Origin of the sequence: Amycolatopsis australiensis (assembly GCF_900119165.1) — a bacterium.
Taxonomy (GTDB): Bacteria; Actinomycetota; Actinomycetes; order Mycobacteriales; family Pseudonocardiaceae; genus Amycolatopsis; species Amycolatopsis australiensis.
Genome location: NZ_FPJG01000006.1, coordinates 172,002 through 195,991 on the forward strand (window position 1 = coordinate 172,002; position 23,990 = coordinate 195,991).

Sequence of the window (23,990 nt, forward strand, 5' to 3'; positions counted from 1 at the left end):
ACGTCATGACCGCGGTCCACGAGTTCCCGATGACTCGCACGTGCCCGTTCGCGCCGCCGCCGGCGTACGAGCAGATCCGCGAAGCGGAGCCGGTTTCGAAGGTGCGGCTGCCCGACGGCGGCTGGGCCTGGGTGGTCACCCGGCACGAGGACGTCCGGACCGTGCTGAACGACCGGCGCTTCAGCGCCGACCGCCAGCACCCGGACTTCCCGCAGCTGGTGAAGGGCGGCTTCCGGCGGCAGGGCGACGAACGCACGATGATCACCATGGACGCGCCCGAGCACGGGCCGGCCCGCAAGGCGGTGCTCGGCGAGTTCACCGTGCGCCGGATGGAGGCGCTGCGGCCGCGGATCCAGGAGATCGTCGACGGGCAGATCGACGCGCTGCTGGCCGGGCCGAAGCCCGGCGACCTCGTCGAGACGCTGGCGCTGCCGGTGCCGTCGCTGGTGATCTGCGAGATGCTCGGCGTGCCCTACGCCGACCACGACTTCTTCCAGACCCACACGGCGAAGATCATCAAGCGCGGGACGAGCCCGCAGGAGCGGCGGGCGGCGTTCGACACCGTGCGCGGCTACATGGCCGACCTGATCGCGGAGAAGGAGCAGGACCCGCCGGACGACGTGCTCGGGCGGCAGATCGTCAAGCTGCGCGAGGAAGGCACCTACCGGCGGGCTTCGCTGGCCGCGACGGGCTTCCTGCTGCTGGTCGCGGGCCACGAAACCACGGCGAACATGATCTCGCTGTCGACCGTGGCGTTCCTGCGCAACCCGGAGCAGCTCGCGCGGATCAAGGCCGACCCGGGCAAGACGCTCGACGCGGTCGAGGAGATGCTGCGGTACTTCACGATCGTCGACGCGGCGACGGCCCGGCTGTGCGTCGAGGACATCGAGGTCGGCGGACAGCTGATCCGGGCCGGCGAGGGCGTCCTGGCGCTGGGCTACGCGGCGAACCGCGACCCGCGGGCGTTCGACAACCCGGACGAGCTGGACATCGAGCGCGGCGCGCGTCACCACGTCGCGTTCGGGTTCGGCCCGCACCAGTGCCTCGGCCAGAACCTGGCCCGGATGGAGCTGCAGATCGTCTTCGACACGCTGTTCCGCCGGGTCCCGACGCTGGCGCTCGCCGCGGACGTCGACGACCTGCCGTTCAAGGACGACGCGAACATCTACGGGCTGTACCGGCTGCCGGTGACCTGGTAGAGAACGAGCTGCCGTCCCACCACAGGAGAGAAGGACCATGAAGATCATCGCGGACACCGGCAAGTGCGTCGGCGCCGGGCAGTGCGTGCTCACCGAGCCCGCGCTGTTCGACCAGAGCGAGGACGACGGCACGGTCATCGTCCTCGACGACCAGCCGACGGGCGAGCTGGTGGAGAAGGCCCGCGAAGCGGTGCACGTCTGCCCCAGCCAGGCCCTCTCGCTGCAGGAGTGAGCAAGGCCGTGAAGGGCACCTCCGCCGAGGTGCCCTTCACGGGCTACTTGACCGCGCCCATGGACAGGCCGCGGACCAGGTGGTTCTGGGCGATCCAGCCGACGATCATCACCGGCAGCGAGGCCAGCAACGCGGCGGCGGACAGCTGGGCCCAGTACAGGCCCTCGCTGGTGATGAACCCGACGAGGAACACCGGCACGGTGCCGGCGCGGGCCGCCGTCAGGTTGACCGCGTAGAAGAACTCCGTCCAGGAAAAGATCACGCAGATCAGCGCCGTCGCCGCGATCCCGGGCGCGACCACCGGCATGATGATCTTGCGCAGCAGCGTCGGCAGGTTCGCGCCGTCGATGCGGCCGGCCTCGATCATCTCGTGCGGCACTTCCAGGAAGAACGACCGCATCATCCAGATGGCCAGCGGCAGGTTCATCGACGTGTACAGGATGACCAGCGCCCACACCGTGTCGAGCAGTTCGGTGTTCTGCGAGATCACGTACAGCGGGATGATCGCCGCCACGATCGGCAGCATCTTCGTCGAGAGGAAGAACCCCAGCGCGTTGGACGTGCCCTTCACCGGCGCCAGTGACAGCGCGTACGCCGCCGGGACGCCGAGGAGCAGCACCAGCAGCGTCGACAGGATCGTGACGAACGCCGAGTTCGCCAGGTAGGGCAGGAACCCGCCGTTCAGGACGTTGGCGATCTGGTCGAACGTCGGCGTGAACAGCAGCTTCGGCGGGTCGGTGTAGGCGTCGGCCTCCTGCTTGAACGCCGTGATGATCATCCACAGCAGCGGGAAGACGAAGAGGATCGCGATCACCCAGGTCGCCAGGGTCAGCGAGCCCTTGCCGTACTGCCGCTTCCGGGGAGCCAGGGTGGTCATTTGATTCCTCCGCTCACGGAGAAGGTGCGGAACATCAGGCGCAGGGCGAAGGTCGCGACGATCATCGTCAGGATCACCACGATGACCCCCATCGCCGACGACTGGCCGACGTCGAAGCCCTCGAACGCGCGCTGGTAGATGTAGTACGGCAGGTTGGTGCTCGCCGTGCCCGGGCCACCCTGAGTCATGAGGAAGATGGCGTCGAAGCTGTTGACGATGTAGATCGCGCCCAGCAGCGTCGCCAGCTGCAGGAACCGGGACAGGTGCGGCAGCGTGATGGCGACGAACGTCCGCCACCGGCCCGCACCGTCCACATTGGCCGCTTCGAGGACGTCCTTGGACTGGCTCTGCAGGCCGGCGAGGATGAGCAGCATCATGAACGGCGTCCACTGCCACACGATCTGCGCCATCACCGAGGCGAGCGGGAACTTCGACAGCCAGTCGACGTCGGTGCCGAAGACGAAGTGCAGCAGCCCGTAGGTCGGGTCGAACATCGTCGTCTTCCACAGCAGCGCACCGGCCGCCGGCAGGATCAGGAACGGCGTGATCAGCAGCGTCCGGACGACACCGCGGCCGAAGAACTTGCGGTCGAGCAGCACCGCCAGGCCGAGACCGAGCAACAGCGCGACGAGCACGCACACCACCGTCAGCAGCACGGTGTTGAGCAGCGCGACCAGGAACGTCGTGTCGCTGAAGACGTCGACGTAATTCCGCAGGCCGACGAAGTGCCGCGACCCGGGCCGGACGAGGTTCCACGACTGGAACGAGTAGAACACGGTGAGCAGGAACGGCAGCTGCGTCACCGCGATGACGAAGATCAGCGCGGGCAGCAGCGGCAGCCGCCGTTTCGCCGCGGTGCTCAGGCCGCGCTTCTCCTCGACCTTCGCGTGCGTCTGGGACGTGGGGGTGGATACGGAGAGCGTGGACATCACTGCACCGCCTTGTAGGAGTCGCCCACGGTTTGCGCGTAGCCCTGGGACTGCTTCAGCGCGTCTTCGACGGATTCGCGGCCGGCGATCGCGGCCGACAGCTGCTGGCTCACCCGCGTGCCCAGGTCCTGGAACTCGGGGATGCCGACGAACTGGATGCCGGGATAGGGCACCGGGTTCGCCATCACTTTCTGCTGGTTCGCGTCCGCGATGCCGTCGAGCGTCGGCTTCGCGTAGGCCGCCGCGGCCTTGGCGTACTCGGGGATCGCGTACGTCGACTGGCGCACGCCCGGCGGGACGCGGTTCCACCCGTAGGTGTGGCCGACCTTCTGCACGTACGCCTTGTCGGTCATCCAGGCCATGAACTTCCAGGCCGCGTCCTTGTCCTTGGCCACCTTCGGGATACCGAGCGCCCAGGTGTAGAGCCAGCCGCTGGCCCGCGTCTTGACGACCGGCGCGGGCGCGTACCCGGACTTGCCCACGATCTTGCTGCTCGACGGGTCCTCGTTGGTGCCCGCCATGACCGTGGCGTCGTACCACATCGCGGCCTGGCCCTGCGTGTACCGCGTGCCGCACTCGGAGAACCCGGCGCTGGAGGCACCGACTTCGCCGTGTTCGCGGATGAGGTCGACGTAGAAGTTCGCGGCCGCGGTGAACTCCGGGGACGTCAGCTTGGCGTTCCAGTCCTTGTCGAACCACTGCGCGCCGAAGGTGTTGGCCACCGTCGTGAACGGCGCGAGGCTCTCGCCCCAGCCGGGCTTGCCGCGCAGGCAGATCCCGGCGACGCCGGCGGCCTTGTCGTCGAGCTTCGCGGCGAAGTCCGCGATCTGCTGCCAGGTCGGCTTGGCGGGCATCGTCAGCCCGGCCTTCTCGAAGAGGTCCTTGCGGTAGGCCAGGAACGACGACTCGCCGTAGAACGGCACCGCGTACATCTGGTTCCGGTACGACAGCGACTGCCTGATGCTGGGGATGAAGTCGCCTTCGTCGTAGCCCGGCGTGGCGGCCATGTGCGGTTCGAGGTTCTCGAGCCAGCCGTTGGCCGCCCACTGCGGGGCCTCGTAGTTGCTGATCATGACGACGTCGAACTCGCCGCCCTCGGTGGCCGTCGACGCGGTGATCTTCGCGCGGGCCTGGTTTTCCGGCAGCGAGACGAACTTCAGGTTGATGCCGGTGGCCTTCTCGAACTCCGGCGCGAGCGAGATGGCGTCCTTCATCTGCGGGTTGGACACGATCGCGATGACGAGCGTGCTGGCGCCCTGGCCGATCGAGCCCGCACCCGCACAGCCCGTGACCAGCAACGACGTCGCGGCGAGGAGGGTGAGCACCTTACGCACGGCCGCCTCCGGGGAGCACCTGCACCTTGAGGCCCGCGCCGCTGCGCATCTTGGCCAGCGCCTCGGGGTACTGCTCCAGCGGCAGGGTGTCCGTGAGCAGCGACCCGGTGTCGATCGCGCCGTTCGCGACGAGATCGAGGGCCGCGCCGAAGCTGTGCAGCACGGCCATCGAGCCGACGACGGTGATTTCGTCGTTGTAGATGCGGAACGGCGAAAGCGCGACGCGCGCTTCGGCCGGTGCGACGCCGAAGACGAGCAGGCGGCCGCCGCGGCGGATCGAGTCGAAGGCGGCTTCGATGGCGGGCGCGGCGCCGGTGCAGTCGACGGCTACGTCGAACTTCTCGCCGTGCAGATCGCTGACGTCCTTCGCGGTGGCGACGGCGCCGAGGCTCTTCGCGCGGGGCAGCCGGGCTTCGTTGCGGTCGACCACGGTGACCTGCGCGCCCGAACGCTGCAGCAACTGCTGCATGATCAGGCCCATCGTGCCGGCGCCGACGACGAGGAAGCGTTCTCCGGCCTCGGCACCGACGCGGCGCACGCCGTGCACCGCGCAGGAGACGGGCTCGACGAGCGCGCCCTGCTCCCAGGTCATCGAGTCGGGCATGCGGTAGCAGTTGGCCGACGGGACGGCGACGTACTCGGCGAAGGCGCCGTCGACGGTGTCGCCGGTGGCGCCCCAGTTCGCGCAGAGGTTGCCGTGGCCGGCGCGGCAGGGGCCGCAGTAGCCGCAGAACAGCGACGGGTCGACCGCGACGCGGTCGCCGACCTTCCACTCGCCCGGCACGTCCGCGCCGAGCTCGACGATCTCGCCGGCGAACTCGTGCCCGGGGACGATGGGGTACGGGGTGGGCGGGAAGTGCCCGTCCGCGATGTGCAGGTCGGTCCCGCAGATCCCGCACGCTCCGACCTTGACGACGACCTGGCGTTCCCCGGGTTTCGGATCGGGCACCTCGCCGACCCTGATCTCACCGGGCCGGTCGACGATGGCGGCACGCATGCCTTGCCCCTTCCTCGCGCTCATATGAGCGGCGTTGACCTATGGCGTCGAGAACATGTGAAGGCATTACAGGTCTGACGTCGGTGTTACGTCAACCTTTCGGCTGGATTTCGCGTTATAGTGCTCATATGAGCGCTTCCAAGAAGCAGCCGTCGTTGAGCGAGGCGATGCTGCTGGCCACCGTCGCCCGGCGCTTCTACGTGCAGGGACGGTCCAAGCTGGAGATCGCCGGCGAGTTCGGCGTCAGCCGGTTCAAGGTGGCGCGGATGCTCGACACCGCCAGGGAGTCCGGGCTGGTCAGGGTGGAGTTCTCGCTGCCGGTGCCGGTGGACCTGGCGTTGTCGGACGAGGTGCGCTCGGCGTACGGCCTGAAGCGCGCGCTCGTGCTCGAACGCTCAACCGAGCGCGAACCGAAGGAGGTCGTCCGCGGGAAGATCGGCACGTTGGCGGCCCGGCTGCTGGAGGAGATCGCGGTCCCGTCGGACGTCATCGGGCTGTCGTGGGCCCGGTCGGTGAACGCGATGACCGAGGCGATCCGGTCGCTGCCGCGGTGCCCGATCGTCCAGCTGTGCGGGGTGCAGGCGGGGATGGACATGCGCGGCCGGTCGGTGGAGACGGTCAGCCGCGTGACGTCGGTGTCCGGCGGCGACGCGTACCCGATCTTCGGGCCACTGGTGCTGCCGGACCGCCGGACGACCGAGACGTTGCGGCGGCAGCCGGGGATCGCGGAGACGTTCGGCCAGTTCCGGAACCTGACCAAAGCCGTGGTCAGCATCGGCGCGTGGCAGCCGGGCGAATCGACGGTGTACGACGCGCTGGACGAGGCCGAGCGCGCGGCGATCGCGGCCCGTGGCGCGACGGCGGAGGTCGCGGCACGCCTGTTCGACGCTTCGGGAAACGCCCTGTCGACCGGCTTGGCCCACCACGTGCTGGCGATCAGCCACGAGGAGCTGATGGCGGTCCCGGAGGTGATAGCGCTGGGCTACAGCCGCCCGAAGGCGGCGGCGGTGGACGCGGTCCTGAGGTCGGGCATGGTCTCGACGCTGATCACCGACGCGGCGGCAGCGGTCCCGCTCCTGGCGCTGGCGGCCAAGAACCCGCCCAGCCCTCGTGAGTGAGAAACAGTGTTCTGCCCCTGTTCCTCACTCACGACAACCCGGCGCGGTCGGCGGCTGCCCGCGTTGTCGCTGGCCGTGCTCGGTCTTGAGCAGCGAGGACGGCGTCGCCGTGCTCGGCGGCCCAGCGCCCGAAGCCCTCGATCGGCTCCAGCAGAGTCGCGCCCAGCGACGTAAGCGCGTACGCCCCTTCGCGACGCTCGACCAGCCCGTCGAACTCCAGGCGGCGCAAGGTTTCCGTGAGCACCTTCGCGCTGATCCCGCCGATCTCGCGCCGGAGCTCGACGTGCCGGCGTGGGCCGTCGCGCAGTGCCCACACCACCACCGGGTTCCACGTGTTGGCGACCAGGTCGAACGCGAGCCGCGTCCGGCAGTCGGCGAGGAAGTCCATGGTTACCGTTCGGTTCCTTCCCGGGTCCCTACCGTCGTGCTGGTACCAGCCAAGCACACGGAGGACGCAATGCGGATCGGGATCTTCGGCACGGGCGGGATGGCGGACGCCCTCGGCACACACTGGGCCCGCGCGGGACACGAACTGATGATCAGCGGCCGCTCGGACCCCGGCGCCCTCGCGCGGCGGCTCGGCGCCGCCACCGGAGCGTGGCACGAGACGGCCGCCTTCGCCGACGTGCTCCTGCTCGCGGTCCCCGCCGGGGCGATCGGCAAGGTCCTCGCGCAGGCGGGCCCGCTGGCCGGGAAAGCGCTGGTGGACTGCACCAACGACCCGGGACTGACCGGCGCCCCGGTGGCGTCGCGGATCGTCACGGACGCCCACGTTGTGAAGGCGTTCAACCTCGCCCCGACGGACGTCTGGCGGCTGACCCCGCCGGCCTGGGACGGCCGCCCGCTGGCAGTCCCCCTGTGCGGCGACGACCCGGCGGCGGTGGAGAAGGTCAGCACGCTGGTCCGGGACGTCGGCGCCAAGCCGGTCCACGCCGGCGGCCTCGACCGCGCCGCGCTCCTGGAAGCGACGGCGGCGTTCGTCATCGGCCTGTGGTTCGCGGGCGAGGACGCCCAGGCGATCCTCGCGCCGTCCTGATCAGCCGACGGCGCCGACGTTCCCCGCGGCCAGGTCCGCCGCCCCGGCCCGCAGCGGCGCGCCGCCGCGGGGAACCACCGTCACCTCACCCGAAGCCAGATCCGTCACGACGGTGCTCAACGTCAGCAAGGTGTCGTCGCCGGTGGCGTCACGGTGGACGTCGCCGGTCAGCGCCGCGGTCAGCCACTTCGCGTCCGGATCGGACGCCGTCAGGTGCGCGCACACCTCCGCCCGCGCCAGGCTCTCCTCCGGAGCGACGTCCAAAGTGGGCGGAAGCTGCCGGAAGTGGTTGGTGTGCCAGGAAAGTCCATTCGCGACGGTCGACACCGCCGTCTCGTCGCCCGCCTTTTCCGCCACCGTCACGCCCGGCGACCCGACACATCCCATCGTGTAGGCGAACCCGCCCGCCGAAGTCCGTGACCGCAGCATCGACACCGCTTCCGCGAGCGTGGAAGCACGCTGCAGCGTGCGCGCCACGAAGTGCCGCCCGGCGCACGGCGAAGGCGCGACCACGCTGACGCTGTCGATGCCCCACACCAGCCCGTGCGTGGTGATGGTGAACGTGTTCGACGGCAGGAACCCCGGGTACCACCAGACGCACACGCCGGGCTCGCCGTCGATCAGCAGCGTCAGCAGCCGCCCGATGCCGTCGAACACCGGGTCGCCGTCCTCGTTGTGGCCGAGCAGCGACCGCGGGCCCGCCCAGGCCAGGTCGGTGCACCCCGTGCCGTCGCCGGCGCCGAGGTCGCCACGCAGGTTGGCCAGCAGCAGGTCGTCGAACGGCACCCCGGCACCCTCGGCAAGCGCGGTCAGCTCCGCGTACGCGTCCGGGTGCTCGACCTGCGACGCCGATTCGATCGCCCGGAACAGCACCGGCGACCGCCGCGCGCGGGCCGTGACCGGCCACGACGGCAGTCCGGCCAGGACGGTCCGGATGTCCGCGGCGGCGTAGGCGCCCAGCTCGCGGAAAGCGGCTTCCCGCGGACCCCGGACGATCGTCCAGCACACGTCGCCGATCCGGTGCTCCGCCACTGTCGCCACCATGGCATCACGATGACTGACAAGTCAGGAATTCGCAACGGCGGTGACACCCGGGGCTTCGCCCCAAGCCGGGGACTCCGCCACCCGGACCTCCGACAAGAATCAGAGACATCCGGGGCTTCGCCCCAAGCCCGGGACTCCGCCACCCGGACCCCCGACAAGAATCAGTGCGCGCCCACCCCGGTCACCCGCACGACCGCCGCGCCGGCCTCGTCCGACGCCGCCAGGTCGACCTCCGCGCTGATGCCCCAGTCGTGGTCGCCCGCCGGGTCGTCGAAGATCTGCCGGACCTTCCACACGTCCGGCTGCTGCTCGATCACCAGCAGCTGCGGGCCGCGCGCGTCCGGGCCGGTGCCGAGCGAGCCGTACTCCTCGAAGTACTCCTCGATGGCGTCTTCCCACGCCTCGGCGTCCCAGCCGGACGCCGCGTCCAGCTCGCCGAGGACCGACCACGCCCGCCGCGCGAACAGCTCGACCCGGCGGAACAGCTCGTTGCGCACCAGGACGCGGAACGCGCGCTCGTTGCGGGTCACCGCGGGCGGCAGCTCCGGCGGCCGGTGCGACGGCGGTCCCTCCTCGGTCGGGTGCCGCAGCGCCTCCCACTCGTCGAGCAGGCTGGAGTCGACCTGCCGGACGAGCTCGCCGAGCCACTCGATGAGGTCCTGCAGCGCCTCCGTCTTCGCCTCGTCGGGCACCGTGTGCCGCAGCGCGTCGTAGGTGTCCGCGAGGTAGCGCAGCACCAGGCCTTCCGACCGCGCGAGCTGGTAGAACCCGATGTACTCGACGAAGTTCATCGCACGCTCGTACATGTCGCGCACGACGGACTTCGGCGAAAGCTCGTAGTCCGCGACCCACGGGTGGCCCTGGCGGTAGCTGCGGTAGGCGTTGTTCAGCAGCTCTTCGAGCGGCTTCGGGTAGGTGACGTTCTCGAGCAGCTCCATCCGCTCGTCGTACTCGATGCCCTCGGCCTTCATCGCCTGCACGGCCTCGCCGCGCGCCTTGAACTGCTGCTGCGAAAGCACCGGCCGCGGGTCGTCCACAGTGGATTCCACAACGGACACGACGTCGAGCGGGTACGACGGCGACTCCATGTCGAGCAGCTCGATCGCGGCCAGCGCGAACGGCGAAAGCGGCTGGTTGAGCGCGAAGTCGAACTGCAGGTCGACGGTGAGCCGGACGATCCGGCCCTGCTCGTCCGGTTCGGGCAGCCGTTCGACGACGCCGGCGGCGAGCAGCGCGCGGTAGATCGCGATGGCCCGCAGGATGAGCTTGCGCTGCGACGCGCGATCCTCGTGGTTGTCCTCCAGGAGGTGCCGCATCGAGTCGAACGCGTTGCCGGGTCGCGAAATCACGTTCAGCAGCATCGAGTGCGTGACCTTGAAGCTCGAAGTGAGCGGCTCGGGATCGGCCGCGATGAGCCGGTCGAACGTGCTCTCGGTCCAGTTGACGAACCCCTCGGGCGCCTTCTTCCGGACGATCTTCTTTTTCTTCTTCGGGTCGTCGCCCGCCTTCTCCAGTGCCTTCGCGTTCTCGACGACGTGGTCGGGTGCCTGGACGACGACGTAGCCGTCGGTGTCGTAGCCCGCGCGCCCGGCCCGGCCGGCGATCTGGTGGAACTCGCGCGCCTTCAGGTGGCGCTGGCGGACGCCGTCGTACTTGGTCAGCGCGGAAAACACCACAGTCCGGATCGGGACATTGATGCCGACGCCGAGCGTGTCGGTCCCGCAGATCACCTTGAGCAGCCCGGACTGGGCCAAGGTCTCGACCAATCGGCGGTACTTCGGCAGCATGCCGGCGTGGTGGACACCGATGCCGTGGCGGACCAGCCGCGAGAGCGTCTTGCCGAACCCGGCGGAGAACCGGAAGTCGCCGATCAGCTCGGCGATCGCCTCCTTCTCGGCCTTCGTGGTGACGTTGATGCTCATCAGCGTCTGCGCGCGTTCGATGGCCGCGGCCTGCGAGAAGTGGACGACGTAGACGGGCGCTTGACCGCCGTTCAACAGCTCGGACATCGTCTCGTGCAGCGGCGTCAGCGCGTACCGGAAGGTCAGCGGCACCGGGCGCTGCGCCGACGTGACGACCGCGGTCGGCTTGCCGGTGCGGCGCGTGAGGTCCTTCTCGAAGAACGACACGTCGCCCAGCGTCGCCGACATCAGGACGAACTGCGCCTTCGGCAGCTCCAGCAGCGGCACCTGCCACGCCCAGCCGCGGTCGGGCTCGGAATAGAAGTGGAACTCGTCGGCCACGACCTGCCCGACCGGGGCGTCCGCACCGAACCGCAACGCGATGTTCGCCAGGATTTCCGCCGTGCAGCAGATGATCGGGGCGTCCGGGTTGACGCTGGAGTCCCCGGTCATCATCCCGACGTTGTCGGCCCCGAAGATGTCGATGAGCTGGAAGAACTTCTCCGAGACGAGGGCTTTGATGGGCGCGGTGTAGTAGCTGCGGCGGCCCTGGGCGAGCGCGGTGAAGTGCGCGCCGACGGCGACGAGGCTCTTCCCGGACCCGGTCGGCGTCGACAGGATGACGTTCGATCCGGAGACGACCTCCATCACCGCCTCCTCCTGCGCCGGGTACAGCTCGATGCCCCGTTCGGCCGTCCAGGTCGTGAACGCTTCGAACAGGGCGTCGGGGTCGGGATCCGCAGGCAGGAGGTCTGTAAGAGTCATCAGGCGTCCATCGTGCCATCCGCTCGTCGCAAAGTCGGCAGGGGCGATCGCATCGCGCGTGGTAAACCCGTAGGCTTCGCGGTACCGCGCTACGACCGGGGAGATACGGTGTCGCGCGCACACGGGCGGTACTCCGGAGGGCTTAGGAATGGCACAGGACATCATCCCGATCGAACTCGGGCTGCCGCAGGGCGACGTCGTCACCCTGTGGGCGCCGCGCTGGCGGGAAGACGGCGAGGAGTGGGAAGCGTTCCTCGGCGACGAGGACGACCTGTACGCCTTCCCGGACGCCGCTCACCTGGCCGCTTTCGTCCGCACGTCCGAGCGGCACGACCTGATCGACCACCCGGCGTGGGACGCGGTGCCGTCGCTGAACGTGCCCGAGCTGATCCCGGACGAGGACCACACCTACGACCTCGTCGGCGTCCCGGAGCTGGTGGCCGAGGAGCCGGACGTCTGGCACATCGCCGAGCTGGCGGAGATCGTCGGCATCGTGCGGTCGCTCGCCGACGTCTGCGACCTGGAAGAGGTCCACGAGATCCTCGACTCGACCGAGGGCTTCTCGCTGCTCGACCAGGGCACCCTCCCGTTCACCGGCAGCGTCGGCGTGCAGGTGTGGAACGACCTGTCCGAGACGGTGTCGCAGAAGTGGGACACCGTGCTGGACGCGATCGACAGCCTGGTGACGGTGCCGGACGTCGACGAGAAGGTGCTGGAGCAGACGGCCGAGGAGCTGGCGGCCTTCCACGAGGAGTCCGCGGAGGCCGAGGCCGGCGCCGAAGGCGAAGAGGACCTGGAGGCGCTCGACACGCTCGACTCCGCCGAGGACGAGGACGAGGACGAGGAAGACGAGGGCCCGGTCGGCTTCTGGGCCGAGGTGGGCATCGACCCGATCAAGATCATCACGTCCGGCGCGGAGTACTACACGCTGCGCTGCTACCTCGACGACGCACCGGTGTTCCTCGGCAGCGAGGGCGAGATCGACGTGTTCACGTCCACGGGCGCGCTGGCCCGGGCGCTCGCCGACGGCAAGGAGCTGGCCGACACGGACCTGGCCGAGGTGTCCACGTGGGACGAGGTCCTGGCCAAGGCGACGGCGGGCGAGCTGGAGATCGAGGTCGACCCGGAGAACACGTACGTGTTGACGGGCCTGGACGCGGACATCGCGGAGGGCCCGGAGGCGATCGACCCGAACCAGCTGGAGCTGGCGGTGGAGCTGATCACGGACGCGGCCGAGTGGGCGGGCGACGAGAGCGTCGAAGCGGCGCTGGCGTCGAACGAAAGCCTGGGCTGGCTGGTGTCGTTCGTGCTCCGCCCGGACCCGACGCGCCTGGAGCCGTCGGCCCCGTTCGACACGGAGCAGAGCGCGTGGCGCAAGCTGGTGGAGACGTTCGAGAACCGCCTGACGGTGGCTTGATCATTCCGGCCGGAGGCCGCCTCCCGTGATCGGGGAGGCGGCCTCCGCCGTGTCCGGCGCCCGGCGGATCGCTCCACAGCCTCCGCTGGATGTGGACAACTCGGCCCAGCGCGCGCACGCACGCCGGTTTTCGTCGGCGCCCGCCGATACGCTGGAGACGGGGGGCGCCCCCGCGAGCCAAACCGCGGCAGGCCGCCCCCGCGGGCCAAACCCCCACAGGCCAAACCGCAGCGGCCGAGCCCGCGGGCCAAGCCCCCACGGGCCAAACGCCCGCGGGCCAAACCGCAGCGGACCACGCCCCCACAGGCCAAACCGCAGCAGGCCGCCCCCACAGGCCAAACCGCAGCGGGAGCGGATTGGCGGCATCAGTGGACGGCACCCACGTTGACCCCCGGATCACGCCTCGGCTGGAGGCGCAGGTCAGGCCGCTTCAGGCGTCTGAGGGGTGCTCCGCGCGGACCGGGACCACCGCCACCGCCAAGGCCGGGAAGATCGCCGCCACGCAGAACGCCAGTGCGTACCTGCTGTCGCCGATCACCAGGCCCAGCAGGGGCGGCGTCAGCGAGGCCGCGATGTTCTGGGCCGTGTTCTGGGTGCCCATCGCGCGGCCCGACCACGCCAGGCCCGCCAGCTCCGCCGACGCCGTGAACCCCAGTCCGTTGTCGGCCACCGTGATCACCCCCGCCAGTGCCAGCGCCAGCAGCACCAGCCATGGCCACGAAGCGTCCCCCAGCGCCACCAGCAGCATCACGCCGCAGCTCATGACCGCCAGCTGACGCATCGGGCGCAGCCTGCTGCCCACCCGGTCCGACCACCAGCCCGACCCCAGCCGGCCGGCCGCCCCCAGCACTTGGACCACCGCCAGGTACCAGCCTGCCGACAGCGGGCTCCAGTGCTGCACCGCGACCAGGTACACCGGCGCGAACGCCGACACCGCGAACTGCGGCACCACCAGCAACGTGCTCGCCCCGTGCACCCGCCACAGCGCCGCGTGCCGATACGGCGACGGCGGCTTCTCCCCCGAAGCCGGCCGAGGCGGCCGCGGCGGGTCCGTCACCAGCCACGCCACCAGCAGCGCCACGACGATCGCCAGCCCGGCCGGCAGCAGCACCGCCGCCCGGAACCCGAAGTGCGCGGCCAGCGGCGGCAGCCCCAACGCCGCGACGCCGACGCCGAGCGGCTGGGCCGTCTGGCGGATCCCCATCGCGATGCCGCGCTCGGACTTCGCGAACCAGCCCATGACGACGCGGCCGCTCGCCGCGTTCACCGAAGCCGTGCACGCTCCGGCAGCCAAGAACACCCCAAAGAGCAGGCCGACCGGGTGAGTCCCGACCCCGGCGTACACCAGGAGTAATCCCGAGACACCCAGGCCGAGCGCCATGATCAGGCGCTCTCCGTAACGGTCCGCAGCCGCGCCCCACACGATCAGGGTGAACAGCAGCCCGATGCTCGGCGCCGCGACGACCGTGCCCGCCTCCGCCAGTGACAGCCCCTCGGCTTCCCGCATGGCCGGGACCAGGAACGGGATGCCGTAGAGGAACGAGCAGCTCGCGGTCTGCGCGGCGAGGCCGAGCGCGAGGATGAGCCACCGCCGTGAACTGGCTTGCAGCTGCTCACCCGCATCACCCGCGACCTGCGCCATCGCCCTCACCGTCTCAATATATGAGAAGTACTTCCTACATAGTGAACGATAGTTGGCATGACTAAGGACCGCAAGCGAGTTACGGTCCGAAGCCGGGAAGTCAGGCCAGCGCGGCGTAGCCGGGCTTGATGACGTCGTCGATCAGCGCCAGGCGGGCGTCGAAATCGATGAACGCGGATTTCATCGCGTTGATGGTGAACCACCGGAAGTCGTCGAGGCCATACCCGAAGGTCTCGTGCAGCGCGGCGAATTCGCTGGTCATCGTGCACCCGCTCATCAGCCGGTTGTCCGTGTTCACGGTCACCCGGAAGCGCAGCCGCGTGAGCAGGCCGATGGGGTGCTCGGCGATCGAGCGCGCCGCGCCAGTTTGGACGTTCGACGTCGGGCAGATCTCCAGCGGGATGCGGCGGTCGCGGACGTACGCGGCCAACCGTCCAAGGTGGACCGTGCCGTCCGCGTCGGTCTTGATGTCCTCGACGATCCGCACGCCGTGCCCGAGCCGCTCGGCACCGCAGTGCTGAATCGCCTCCCAAATGGACGGCAAACCGAACGCTTCACCGGCGTGAATGGTGAAATGCGCATTGTTCTGGCGCAAATACTCGAAGGCGTCGAGATTGCGGGTCGGCGGGAATCCGTCCTCCGGCCCGGCGATGTCGAAGCCCACCACGCCGGCGTCGCGGTAGCGGACGGCCAGGTTCGCGATCTCCAGCGCGCGGGCGTGCTGGCGCATCGCGCAGAGCAACGTCCCGACGCGGATGCTGCCGCCGTTCGCGGCCACCCGGCGGGTGCCCTCCGTGAAACCCGCCTGGACGGCCTCGACCACCGCATCGAGTGACAGACCGCGTTCGACGAACAACTCCGGTGCGTAGCGCACCTCGGCGTAGACGACGCCGTCGGCGGCCAGGTCCTCCACCGCTTCCGCGGCGACCCTGACCAGGGCATCCTCGGTCTGCATCACGCCGCAGGTGTGCGCGAAGGTCTCGAGGTAGGACACGAGCGAGCCGGAGTCGGCCGCCCGGCGGAACCAGGTGCCCAGCTCGGCCGGGTCGGTGGCCGGCAGACCGGCGTAGCCGGTGGCTTCGGCGAGCTCGGCGACGGTGGCCGGGCGGAGGCCGCCGTCCAGGTGGTCGTGCAGCAGGACCTTGGGGGCGCGGCGGAGCGTCTCGCTGGTCAGAACAGGGCTTTCGTCAGGCATCCCCCAACGGTAACCTCGGTGTCATTCCCCTACATGGCCGTAACTCTCAAGCTCGGGCTAACCCTCAGCGTCGAGGATCACGTGGCGAATCGGCCATCCGGGGGCAGCCTCCGCAATAGGTGCTTCACGGGGGCCATACAGACAGCAATTTTTGCAATCGATAAGCTTCGTGGCACGTCCCTCCATTTCCCCGCCGACGAAGGACACACAGCAGTGACCACTGACAACCACATTGCCGCCCCGTCCTTCGACCGGATGCGCAACATGCTGGTGCGCGCGGCCGAAGTGCGTGAGAGCGAGCAGCAGCAGATCTTCGACGCGCTGGACGACATCTACGCCCGGCTCGCGCCGGTGGACTCGCTGGGCGCGGTCCGCAAGCGGCTGTCCGAGCTCCCCGACCGCACCGAGGTCGGCGTGCTGGCCGAGCGCCTCGACGAGGCGATGTCCCGCCTCGAGGCCCAGGACAACGCGCTCGCCGCGCTGACCCGCGCGGTCGAGAGCATCGTCGACAAGCTCGCCAAGCCCTTCGCGCAGCTCGACGGCCGTCTCGACGGCGTCGCCGCGCGGTTCGAGGGCGTCGCCGGGCGGATGGACGGGCTCGAGGACAAGCTGCAGAACATCCACCGGCGGCTGGACGAGCTGGGCGGGCACCTCGACAAGCAGGACGCGAAGCTCGAGGCGCTGCCGCAGTCGGTGCACGGGCCGGTCCGCGAGCGGATCGAGCTGGCCGAGTCGATGCTGCGCGAGCGCGTCGACACCGCCGACCACGAGCTGCGCGCGAAGGTCGACGAGCTGGACCGCGCCACCAAGGAGCGGATCGGCGCCAACACCGAGGCGCTCAAGACGGCGCTGACCGAGACCGGCGAGATGATCGACGCCTCGGACCGCCTGGAGAACCTCGGCAACCGGCTCGAGACGGTCACCACCCGCCTCGACGACCTGGCCGCCCGCCTCGACAAGGTGGAGGACGGCTTCCTGACGAGCCTCGGCGACCTCGACGGCGCGGTGAAGAGCGGCCTGGCCAAGGTCGAGGGCACGCTGGCGAAGCAGCCGGACACCGACTCGGTCGACTCGCTGGTCCGCCGGAGCAACGACGAGAGCGTCCGGCGCATCGGCGGCCAGCTCGACGAGGCGATGGCGACGTTCGCGGAGCTGATGCTCGGTGGCGGCCCGGCGGTCCAGCAGATCGCCCCGCCCCCGCCGGCCCCGCGCCAGCCGCGTCGCAGCTCCCGCAACGGCCGGGCCCCCAAGCCCGCGGACACGAAGGCCAAGGCGGGCGACGGCGCCGAAGAGGCCACGGAGTAACGATCCGCTCAGCTGACGAGGCCCCCGCCGGATCCCGGCGGGGGCCTTGTCGGTCGAGCGGAGTCACTCGGCGGGGTGATCATCGCCGCGATGACCATCACATCCCGGCGCGGATGGTCTCCACGACGATCGGCCCCGGCGAAGGGGCCGACTCGGCGATCGAGAAGCCGCCGGCCAAGGCCTCCAGGGCCGCCGGGACCGCTTCCGGCGTGTCCGTGTGCAGTTCCAGCAGCGGCTGCCCCTCGGAAACGGCGTCCCCGGGCTTGGCCAGGCACAGCACGCCCGCCGCCGCCTGGACCGGGTCCTCCTTGCGCGCGCGGCCCGCGCCCAGCCGCCACGCCGCGACCCCCACCGCGTAGGCGTCCAGCGAAGCGAGCACACCCGAAGAAGGCGCCGAGACGACGTGTACGTGCGAAGGCGTAGGCAACGGCGCCGACGGGTCGCCGCCCTGGGCGGCGATCATCCGGCACCACACCTCGTACGCTTCGCCGGACGCCAGCACCGCCGCGGGATCCGCGGAAACTTCCGCGAGAGCCAGCATCTCCGTGGCCAGCGCGAGAGTCAGCGAGACCACGTCGGACGGGCCGCCGCCCTTGAGCACCTCGACCGACTCCGCGACCTCCACCGCGTTGCCGACCGCACGCCCGAGCGGGACGTTCATGTCGGTCAGCAGCGCCGTCGTCGGCACGCCGTGGTCCGCGCCGATCGAGGTCAGCGTCGAGGCCAGCGCCCGCGCCTGGTCGAGCGACTTCATGAACGCGCCCGACCCGAACTTCACGTCCAGCACCAGCCCGGACGCGCCTTCGGCGATCTTCTTGCTCATGATCGAGCTGGCGATCAGCGGGATCGACTCGACGGTCGCGGTGACGTCCCGCAGCGCGTACAGCTTCTTGTCCGCCGGCGCCAGCCCGGACGTCGCCGCGCAGACCACCGCGCCGACGTCGTCGAGCTGCCGGAGGATCTCCGCCGTGGACAGCGAAGCCCGCCACCCCGGGATCGACTCGAGCTTGTCGAGCGTCCCGCCGGTGTGGCCGAGCCCGCGCCCGGACAGCTGCGGCACCGCCGCCCCGCACGCGGCCACCAGCGGCGCCAGCGGCAGCGTGATCTTGTCGCCGACCCCGCCCGTCGAGTGCTTGTCGACCGTCGGCCGCGACACGTCCAGCGACAGCCGCTCGCCGGACTCGATCATCGCGCGGGTCCACCGGGAGATCTCGGCCGGCGACATCCCGTTCAGGAAGATCGCCATGGCCAGCGCCGACATCTGCTCCTCGGCCACGACTCCGCGCGTGTAGGCGTCGACGACCCAGTCGATCTGCTCGCCGGAGAGCGTCCCGCCGTCCCGCTTGGCCCGGATGACGTCGACCGCCGCGAACCCGCTCACGGCAGGTCGTCCGGGCCGAAGGCGTCCGGCAGGACTTCCGACATCGGCAGGATGCCGCTGGGCGTGTCCACCAGGCACGTGGATCCGCCCAGCTCGAACAGGATCTGCCGGCAGCGCCCGCACGGCATCAGCAGGTCACCGGCGCCGCTGCGGCACGCGACGGCGACCAGCCGCCCGCCGCCGGACAGCCGCAGCTGCCCGGCCATCGTGCATTCGGCGCACAGCCCGAGCCCGTAGGACGCGTTCTCGACGTTGCAGCCGGTCACGACCCGGCCGTCGTCGACGATCCCGGCGACCCCGACGTGCAGCCCCGAGTAAGGCGCGTACGCGTGGGAAGCGGCCTCGATGGCCTGAGAACGCAGCGCGTCCCAGTCGAAAGTAGACACTCAGTCCTCACCTCGCCGGTACGGCTGGCCGTCGGCCTTCGGCGGCCGCAGCCGCTGCGACGCCACGGCCAGCACGATGAGCGTCACGAAGTGGGCGGTGTACGGGATCAGGTCGGACGGCAGGGTGTCGTTCGCCCAGTAGATCGCGTACAGCACGCCCGCGCCGACGACGCCGAGCCCGGCGGCGATCCACTGCCGCCGGAACAGCTGGACGACGACGATCACGGCGACCAGGATGACCGCGCCGTACAGCAGCGCGAGCACCGCTTCGCCGCCGCCGGCGAGCTGCAGGCCGTCCGCGTAGCCGAACAGCGCCGCGCCGCCGAGCAGGCCGCCCGGCCGCCAGTTGCCGAAGATCATCGCCGCGAGGCCGATGTACCCGCGGCCGTTCGTCTGGTTCTCCAGGTAGTCCGCGCCGCCGCGCAGCAGCACCAGCGACGCGCCGCCCATCCCGGCGAGCGCGCCGGAGACCAGCATGGCGATGTACTTGTGCCGGTAGACGTTGACGCCGAGGGACTCCGCGGCCACCGGGTTCTCGCCGCACGAGCGCAGCCGCAGGCCGAAGCGGGTCTTCCAGAGCACCCAGAAGCTCACCGGCACCAGGACGATCGCGATCATCGTCAGCGGCGCGACCTCGGTGACCAGGCCGCGCAGGATGCCGGCGACGTCGGAGATGCCGACACGCTGCTGCTTCTCCAGGTCGCCGAGCCAGTCCGAGAGGAACGTCGCCGAGTACGTGTCGAACTTCGGCACCACCGGCGACTGCCGCGGGTTGCCCGACAGCGGCTCGAAGATCAGGTTCGCCAGGTACTTCGTGACGCCGAGGCCGAGCAGGTTGATCGCGACACCGGAGACGATGTGGTTGACGTTGAACGTCACCGTCGCCACCGCGTGCAGCAGGCCGCCGAGCGCGCCGAAGGCGATGGCGGCCAGGAGCCCGGCCCAGACGCCGCCGTTGTACGAACCCCAGGCCGCACCCCAGGTCCCGAGGATCATCATGCCCTCGAGACCGATGTTGACCACGCCCGCGCGTTCGGCCCAGAGGCCGCCCAGCGCGCAGAGCAGGATCGGCAGGGCCAGGCGCAACGCCGTGTGCGCGGTGTTGGACGACGTGAGCGCGGCGACGCCGGTGGAGTACGACGCCGTGGAGATGACGGCGATGGCGACGACGGCCCAGATCACGCCGCGCAGCCAGCCGGGGAGCCGGCCGCGGCGCTGACGCCGCACCGGCATGGTCGAGCCGGATCCGGGAGCGACGTCGGTGATCACACCGCACCTCCCCCGGCGACGGAGGAACCCTTGCGGCCGGCCAGCGCGCGCCCGACGCGCCGCTGCTCGGCGGCCAGGTCGGCCCGGCGCACGACCTCGTACGCCACGACGACCGACAGCACGATGATGCCCTGCATGATCGTCGCGATCTCCTTGGACACGTTGATCTGCTCCAGCGACACCGCGGAGGTGTCGAGGAACGCCCACAGCAGCGCGCCGAGCGCGATGCCGCCGGGGTGGTTGCGGCCCAGCAGCGCGACCGCGATGCCGGTGAAGCCGTACATCTGCGTCGCGGTGATGCCGTAGGTGTAGTCGCGCCCGAGCAGCTCCGGCATGGCGACCAGGCCGGCCACGCCGCCGGAGAGCAGCATCGCGATCAGCGTCATCTTCTTGGCGTTGACGCCGCCCGCGGCGGCCGCCGTGGTGGACTCGCCGGACGCCTTGAGCTCGAACCCGAACCGGGTGCGGTTGAGCATGAACCAGTACGCGGCGCCGATCACGGCCGCGATGATCACGAACCCGAACAGCGTGCCGGAGCCGAGCGGGATGCCCGGGATCCGGCCGGACGGGGCGATCACGCGGGTGCCGATGTTGTTGCCGGTCTGCACGCCGAACTGGTCGGCGTTGACGAGGAAGGCGATGATCCCGGCGACGATCGCGTTGAGCATGATCGTCGAGATGACCTCGCTGACCCCGCGGGTGACCTTGAGGACCGCCGGGATCGCCGCGTAGGCCATGCCCGCGACGATGGCGACCAGCAGGATCGCGATCACGTGGATGACCGGCGGCAGCTGCATGGCGCCGCCGGCGATGGCCGCGACGACCGCGGCGAACCGGTACTGGCCCTCGACGCCGATGTTGAACAGGTTCATCTGGAAGCCGATGGCCACCGCGAGCCCGGACAGGTAGTAGACGGTCGCCAGGTTCACCGTGTCGACCGCGGTGGAGCCCTTGAACATCTGGCCGATCATCGTGCCGTACGCCTGCAGCGGGTCCGCGCCCGAGATGATCAGCGCGATCGCCGAGAGCAGCACGGCGAACACGATCGCCAGCAGCGGCGGCAGCAGTTTCGTGCGCCAGGAGGTCATTCTTCGTCACCCTCTCCCGCGCCGGTCATCGCGGAGCCCAGTTCCTGCGGGGTCACCGTCGCCGGGTCGGCCTCGCTCACGAGGCGCCCGCGCAGCATGACCCGGATCGTGTCGGACAAGCCGATCAGCTCGTCGAGGTCGGCGGAGATCAGCAGCACGGCGAGGCCGGCGGCGCGGGCCTGGCGGATCTGCTCCCAGATCAGCGCCTGCGCGCCGACGTCGACCCCGCGCGTCGGGTGCGAGGCGACCAGCAGCACCGGGTTGCCGGACAGCTCCCGCCCGACGATCAGCTTCTGCTGGTTGCCGCCCGAGAGCGCCGCGGCCGGGACGTCGATGCCGGGCGTGCGGACGTCGTAGTCCCGCACGATCCGCTCGGTGTCGGCGCGGGCGCCCGCGATGTCGAGCAGCTGTCCCTTCGAGACCGGTTCGCGGGTCTGGTAGCCGAGGATCCGGTTGACCCACAACGGTTGCGTGAGCAGCAGGCTGTGCCGGGTGCGGTCTTCGGCGATGTAGCCGATGCCGGCTTCGCGCCGCGCCAGCGTGCCCGCTTTCGTGATGTCGCGGGCCTTGCTTGCGCCGGTGCCAGTTTCGTGAATGAGCTCGATCCGGCCGCCGGAGGGCTTGCGCATGCCCATGATCGTCTCGACGAGCTCGGTCTGGCCGTTGCCCTCGACGCCCGCGATGCCGAGCACCTCGCCCGCGCGCACGGTGAACGTGACGTCGTCGAGCGCGTTGCGGTCCGATCCGTCGGCGCGCAGCGTCAGCCCGGTCAGCCGCAGCACGTCCCGGTCGGTGACCGTGGACTCGCGGGTCTCGGGGCTGGGCAGCTCGGAGCCGACCATCATCTCCGCGAGCTGGTGGGAGGTGATGGTCTTCGGGTCGGCGGTGCCGACGGTGGTGCCGCGGCGGATCACCGTGACGGTGTCGGCGATCGCGCGGACCTCGTCGAGCTTGTGGGAGATGAAGAGGAACGTGTAGCCGTCGGCCTTCATCTCCCGGACGGTCGCGAAGAGCGCGTCGACCTCCTGCGGCACGAGCACGGCGGTCGGCTCGTCCAGGATGATGATCTTCGCCCCGCGGTAGAGCACCTTGACGATCTCGACGCGCTGGCGGTCGGCGACGCCGAGCTCCTCCAGCAGCGTGTCCGGCTTGGCGTGCAGCCCGGTCCGCTTGGCCAGCTCGGCCAGCCGGGCCCGGGCGGCGCGGCCGATGCCGTGCAGGCCCTCGGCGCCGAGGAACACGTTCTCGCCGACGGTGAGGTTGTCGGCCAGCATGAAGTGCTGGTGCACCATGCCGATGCCGTGCCGGATGGCGTCCTGCGGGTTGCGCAGCTTCACCTCTTCGCCGTTGATCGCGATCGTGCCCTCGTCCGGCGGCTGCATGCCGTAGAGGATCTTCATCAGGGTGGACTTGCCGGCGCCGTTCTCGCCACAGATGGCGTGCACCTCGCCGGCGGCGACGGTGAGGTTGACGTCGGAGTTGGCCACCACGCCGGGAAACCGCTTGGTGATCCCGGTCAGCTGGACGGCGGGCACGCCCCGGTCGGGGACGGCCTCGGCCGGGGCCTCGGCAGTGCTCATGGGCGGGAGAATTCCATATCTCGTAAACGCGTGCGGGGCCCGGAGGAGAATTCCTCCGAGCCCCGGCGCGGTCTGCCTTACTTCTGCGGCTTGTCCGAAACGGTGATCGCGCCCGAGATGATCTGGGCCTTGTAGCCGTCCAGCACGTCCTTGATGTCGTCGACCTTGCCGCCCGAGGTGGCGTAGCCGACGCCGTCGACCTTGAGGTCGAACCGCTTCGGCAGGCCGCTCAGGTCACCCTTGGCGACGGCCTGCACGTAGTCGAACACCGCCACGTCGACGCGCTTGAGCATCGACGTGATGATGATGTCCTTGTCGGCCTCGACGGTCTTCTGGTTGTACTGGTCGGAGTCGACACCGATGGCCAGCGCGTTGCCCGCCTTCGCGGCGTCGAACACGCCCTTCCCGGAGGCGCCGGCGGCGTGGTAGATGACGTCCGCGCCCTTGGCGATCTCGGCCTGGGCCTTCGCGTTGCCCTTCGGCGGGTCCTGGAACCCGGAGAAGTCACCGGCGGGCGTGAGGTACTCGTCCTCGATCTTGATCTTGTTCGAAACGGTCTTCGCGCCCTGCAGGAAGCCGGCCTCGAACTTCTGGATCAGCGGGGTGTTGACGCCGCCGACGAAGCCGATGTGGCAGTTCTTGCTCTTGTACGCGGCGGCGACGCCGGCCAGGAACGACCCCTGCTCCTCGGCGAAGACCAGCGGCGTCACGTTCGGCAGCTGGATCGAGTCGTCGTCGACGATCGCGAACTTCGTGTTCGGGTACTTGGCCGCGACGACCTTGACCGACGGCGCGTAGGCGAAGCCGACCGCGATGATCGGGTTCAGGCCCTGGCTGGCCATCTGGTCGAGGCGCTGCTGCTTGGCCGACTCGGCCTCGCTGGCGCTGGCGGTGCTCTCGCTGACCGTCGTGACGCCGAGGTCGCTCTTCGCCTTGTCGGTGCCCGCGGCGGCGGCGTCGTTGAACGACGCGTCACCCCGCCCGCCGACGTCGAAGGCCAGGCCGATCTTGAGCTTGCTGCCGTCCACCTTGCCGCCGGCGGCGGCCGTGCTGCTCGACGCCGCGGGGGCCGCGGGCGGCTTCGGCGCGGTGACGCAGTCGGAACCACCCGACGAGGCCGCGGTGTTGTTCGAGCTGTTCCCACCGCCGGAGTCCTTGGCGCACCCGGCCAGGGCGAGCACCCCGGCCATGGCCACGGCGGCCAGCGCGGTTCCACGCATGCGACGCAACGTGTTTCTCCCTCCCCGCTGATCCAGCGGATGATCAAGGGCACGACCCGGCCCTACTGCCGGGTC

21 protein-coding genes are annotated in these 23,990 nt (G+C 70.2%); 6 read left to right on the forward strand and 15 right to left on the reverse strand.

The window, feature by feature from the left end:
- The first annotated feature begins 5 nt into the window (after positions 1-5).
- A complete protein-coding gene (locus BT341_RS01845) occupies positions 6-1,199 on the forward strand; it encodes a cytochrome P450 (protein WP_072474611.1) in 1,194 nt (397 codons plus the stop codon).
- Between the two features lie 37 nt (positions 1,200-1,236).
- Entirely contained in the window at positions 1,237-1,431 is a 195-nt protein-coding gene (locus BT341_RS01850) for a ferredoxin (protein WP_072474612.1), read from the forward strand.
- Positions 1,432-1,474: 43 nt separating this feature from the next.
- Here the strand turns inward: BT341_RS01850 and BT341_RS01855 are convergent, their stop codons facing one another.
- The 4 genes from BT341_RS01855 to BT341_RS01870 are packed head-to-tail and all read right to left on the reverse strand — an operon-like array spanning position 1,475 to position 5,568.
- Complete coding sequence (locus tag BT341_RS01855; RefSeq protein ID WP_072474613.1) at positions 1,475-2,308, reverse strand: carbohydrate ABC transporter permease; 834 nt, start codon at positions 2,306-2,308, stop codon at positions 1,475-1,477.
- A complete protein-coding gene (locus BT341_RS01860) occupies positions 2,305-3,237 on the reverse strand; it encodes a carbohydrate ABC transporter permease (RefSeq protein WP_072474614.1) in 933 nt (310 codons plus the stop codon). The genes BT341_RS01855 and BT341_RS01860 overlap by 4 nt, the downstream gene beginning before the upstream one ends.
- Entirely contained in the window at positions 3,237-4,571 is a 1,335-nt protein-coding gene (locus BT341_RS01865; protein ID WP_072474615.1) for an ABC transporter substrate-binding protein, read from the reverse strand. The genes BT341_RS01860 and BT341_RS01865 overlap by 1 nt, the downstream gene beginning before the upstream one ends.
- Positions 4,564-5,568: a zinc-dependent alcohol dehydrogenase family protein gene (locus BT341_RS01870; protein ID WP_072474616.1), complete on the reverse strand. Its 1,005-nt coding sequence runs from the start codon at positions 5,566-5,568 to the stop codon at positions 4,564-4,566. Before BT341_RS01870 ends, BT341_RS01865 begins: the two co-directional genes overlap by 8 nt.
- Before the next feature lie 128 nt (positions 5,569-5,696).
- On the opposite strand from BT341_RS01870, the gene BT341_RS01875 reads away from it, so the two are divergent.
- On the forward strand, positions 5,697-6,686 hold the full coding sequence (locus tag BT341_RS01875) for a sugar-binding transcriptional regulator (protein WP_072474617.1): 990 nt from the start codon (positions 5,697-5,699) through the stop codon (positions 6,684-6,686).
- 28 nt (positions 6,687-6,714) lie between these two features.
- Here BT341_RS01875 and BT341_RS01880 read toward each other — a convergent pair whose 3' ends face one another.
- A complete protein-coding gene (locus BT341_RS01880; protein ID WP_072474618.1) occupies positions 6,715-7,074 on the reverse strand; it encodes a winged helix-turn-helix transcriptional regulator in 360 nt (119 codons plus the stop codon).
- Positions 7,075-7,143: 69 nt separating this feature from the next.
- Here BT341_RS01880 and BT341_RS01885 point away from each other — a divergent pair, with 69 nt between their 5' ends.
- Positions 7,144-7,722: an NADPH-dependent F420 reductase gene (locus BT341_RS01885; protein WP_072474619.1), complete on the forward strand. Its 579-nt coding sequence runs from the start codon at positions 7,144-7,146 to the stop codon at positions 7,720-7,722.
- On the opposite strand, the gene BT341_RS01890 is transcribed toward BT341_RS01885, so the two are convergent.
- Positions 7,723-8,766: a C45 family autoproteolytic acyltransferase/hydrolase gene (locus BT341_RS01890; RefSeq protein WP_084742718.1), complete on the reverse strand. Its 1,044-nt coding sequence runs from the start codon at positions 8,764-8,766 to the stop codon at positions 7,723-7,725.
- 161 nt (positions 8,767-8,927) lie between these two features.
- On the reverse strand, positions 8,928-11,432 hold the full coding sequence (locus BT341_RS01895; protein WP_072474621.1) for a DEAD/DEAH box helicase: 2,505 nt from the start codon (positions 11,430-11,432) through the stop codon (positions 8,928-8,930).
- Between the two features lie 148 nt (positions 11,433-11,580).
- Between BT341_RS01895 and BT341_RS01900 the strand changes: the two genes are divergently transcribed.
- Positions 11,581-12,849 (forward strand): primosomal protein, encoded by a 1,269-nt coding sequence (locus BT341_RS01900; protein WP_072474622.1) that lies wholly within the window; start codon positions 11,581-11,583, stop codon positions 12,847-12,849.
- 430 nt (positions 12,850-13,279) lie between these two features.
- Here BT341_RS01900 and BT341_RS01905 read toward each other — a convergent pair whose 3' ends face one another.
- Positions 13,280-14,491 carry an MFS transporter gene (locus BT341_RS01905; protein ID WP_072474623.1) on the reverse strand — a complete coding sequence of 404 codons (1,212 nt, stop codon included), beginning with the start codon at positions 14,489-14,491 and terminating at the stop codon, positions 13,280-13,282.
- 100 nt (positions 14,492-14,591) lie between these two features.
- Positions 14,592-15,686: an adenosine deaminase gene (locus BT341_RS01910; protein ID WP_072474624.1), complete on the reverse strand. Its 1,095-nt coding sequence runs from the start codon at positions 15,684-15,686 to the stop codon at positions 14,592-14,594.
- A 213-nt stretch (positions 15,687-15,899) separates the two neighbouring features.
- Here BT341_RS01910 and BT341_RS01915 point away from each other — a divergent pair, with 213 nt between their 5' ends.
- Entirely contained in the window at positions 15,900-16,991 is a 1,092-nt protein-coding gene (locus tag BT341_RS01915; RefSeq protein ID WP_072474625.1) for a coiled-coil domain-containing protein, read from the forward strand.
- 97 nt (positions 16,992-17,088) lie between these two features.
- Here BT341_RS01915 and BT341_RS01920 read toward each other — a convergent pair whose 3' ends face one another.
- The 6 genes from BT341_RS01920 to BT341_RS01945 form a co-directional block, all read right to left on the reverse strand.
- Positions 17,089-18,372, reverse strand: coding sequence for a thymidine phosphorylase (locus tag BT341_RS01920; RefSeq protein WP_072474626.1), 1,284 nt, complete (start codon positions 18,370-18,372; stop codon positions 17,089-17,091).
- Complete coding sequence (locus BT341_RS01925; protein ID WP_072474627.1) at positions 18,369-18,758, reverse strand: cytidine deaminase; 390 nt, start codon at positions 18,756-18,758, stop codon at positions 18,369-18,371. The genes BT341_RS01920 and BT341_RS01925 overlap by 4 nt, the downstream gene beginning before the upstream one ends.
- Positions 18,759-19,991, reverse strand: coding sequence for an ABC transporter permease (locus BT341_RS01930; RefSeq protein WP_072481736.1), 1,233 nt, complete (start codon positions 19,989-19,991; stop codon positions 18,759-18,761). It abuts the gene before it with no gap.
- 32 nt (positions 19,992-20,023) lie between these two features.
- A complete protein-coding gene (locus BT341_RS01935; protein WP_072474628.1) occupies positions 20,024-21,115 on the reverse strand; it encodes an ABC transporter permease in 1,092 nt (363 codons plus the stop codon).
- Positions 21,112-22,695, reverse strand: coding sequence for an ABC transporter ATP-binding protein (locus BT341_RS01940; RefSeq protein WP_072474629.1), 1,584 nt, complete (start codon positions 22,693-22,695; stop codon positions 21,112-21,114). The genes BT341_RS01935 and BT341_RS01940 overlap by 4 nt, the downstream gene beginning before the upstream one ends.
- A gap of 77 nt (positions 22,696-22,772) precedes the next feature.
- A complete protein-coding gene (locus BT341_RS01945) occupies positions 22,773-23,915 on the reverse strand; it encodes a BMP family lipoprotein (RefSeq protein WP_072474630.1) in 1,143 nt (380 codons plus the stop codon).
- Positions 23,916-23,990 lie beyond the last annotated feature (75 nt).

What these genes read in the sequence shown, in the direction of transcription:
- BT341_RS01910 (WP_072474624.1), bottom strand. Translation starts at nt 15,686, where the DNA reads ATGCCTGACGAAAGCCCTGTTCTGACCAGCGAGACGCTCCGCCGCGCC.
- BT341_RS01940 (WP_072474629.1), bottom strand. Translation starts at nt 22,695, where the DNA reads ATGAGCACTGCCGAGGCCCCGGCCGAGGCCGTCCCCGACCGGGGCGTG.
- BT341_RS01860 (WP_072474614.1), bottom strand. Translation starts at nt 3,237, where the DNA reads ATGTCCACGCTCTCCGTATCCACCCCCACGTCCCAGACGCACGCGAAG.
- BT341_RS01890 (WP_084742718.1), bottom strand. Translation starts at nt 8,766, where the DNA reads ATGGTGGCGACAGTGGCGGAGCACCGGATCGGCGACGTGTGCTGGACG.
- BT341_RS01870 (WP_072474616.1), bottom strand. Translation starts at nt 5,568, where the DNA reads ATGCGTGCCGCCATCGTCGACCGGCCCGGTGAGATCAGGGTCGGCGAG.
- BT341_RS01905 (WP_072474623.1), bottom strand. Translation starts at nt 14,491, where the DNA reads ATGGCGCAGGTCGCGGGTGATGCGGGTGAGCAGCTGCAAGCCAGTTCA.
- BT341_RS01895 (WP_072474621.1), bottom strand. Translation starts at nt 11,432, where the DNA reads ATGACTCTTACAGACCTCCTGCCTGCGGATCCCGACCCCGACGCCCTG.
- BT341_RS01930 (WP_072481736.1), bottom strand. Translation starts at nt 19,991, where the DNA reads ATGCCGGTGCGGCGTCAGCGCCGCGGCCGGCTCCCCGGCTGGCTGCGC.
- BT341_RS01875 (WP_072474617.1), top strand. Translation starts at nt 5,697, where the DNA reads ATGAGCGCTTCCAAGAAGCAGCCGTCGTTGAGCGAGGCGATGCTGCTG.
- BT341_RS01850 (WP_072474612.1), top strand. Translation starts at nt 1,237, where the DNA reads ATGAAGATCATCGCGGACACCGGCAAGTGCGTCGGCGCCGGGCAGTGC.
- BT341_RS01855 (WP_072474613.1), bottom strand. Translation starts at nt 2,308, where the DNA reads ATGACCACCCTGGCTCCCCGGAAGCGGCAGTACGGCAAGGGCTCGCTG.
- BT341_RS01935 (WP_072474628.1), bottom strand. Translation starts at nt 21,115, where the DNA reads ATGACCTCCTGGCGCACGAAACTGCTGCCGCCGCTGCTGGCGATCGTG.
- BT341_RS01845 (WP_072474611.1), top strand. Translation starts at nt 6, where the DNA reads ATGACCGCGGTCCACGAGTTCCCGATGACTCGCACGTGCCCGTTCGCG.
- BT341_RS01885 (WP_072474619.1), top strand. Translation starts at nt 7,144, where the DNA reads ATGCGGATCGGGATCTTCGGCACGGGCGGGATGGCGGACGCCCTCGGC.
- BT341_RS01880 (WP_072474618.1), bottom strand. Translation starts at nt 7,074, where the DNA reads ATGGACTTCCTCGCCGACTGCCGGACGCGGCTCGCGTTCGACCTGGTC.
- BT341_RS01900 (WP_072474622.1), top strand. Translation starts at nt 11,581, where the DNA reads ATGGCACAGGACATCATCCCGATCGAACTCGGGCTGCCGCAGGGCGAC.
- BT341_RS01945 (WP_072474630.1), bottom strand. Translation starts at nt 23,915, where the DNA reads ATGCGTGGAACCGCGCTGGCCGCCGTGGCCATGGCCGGGGTGCTCGCC.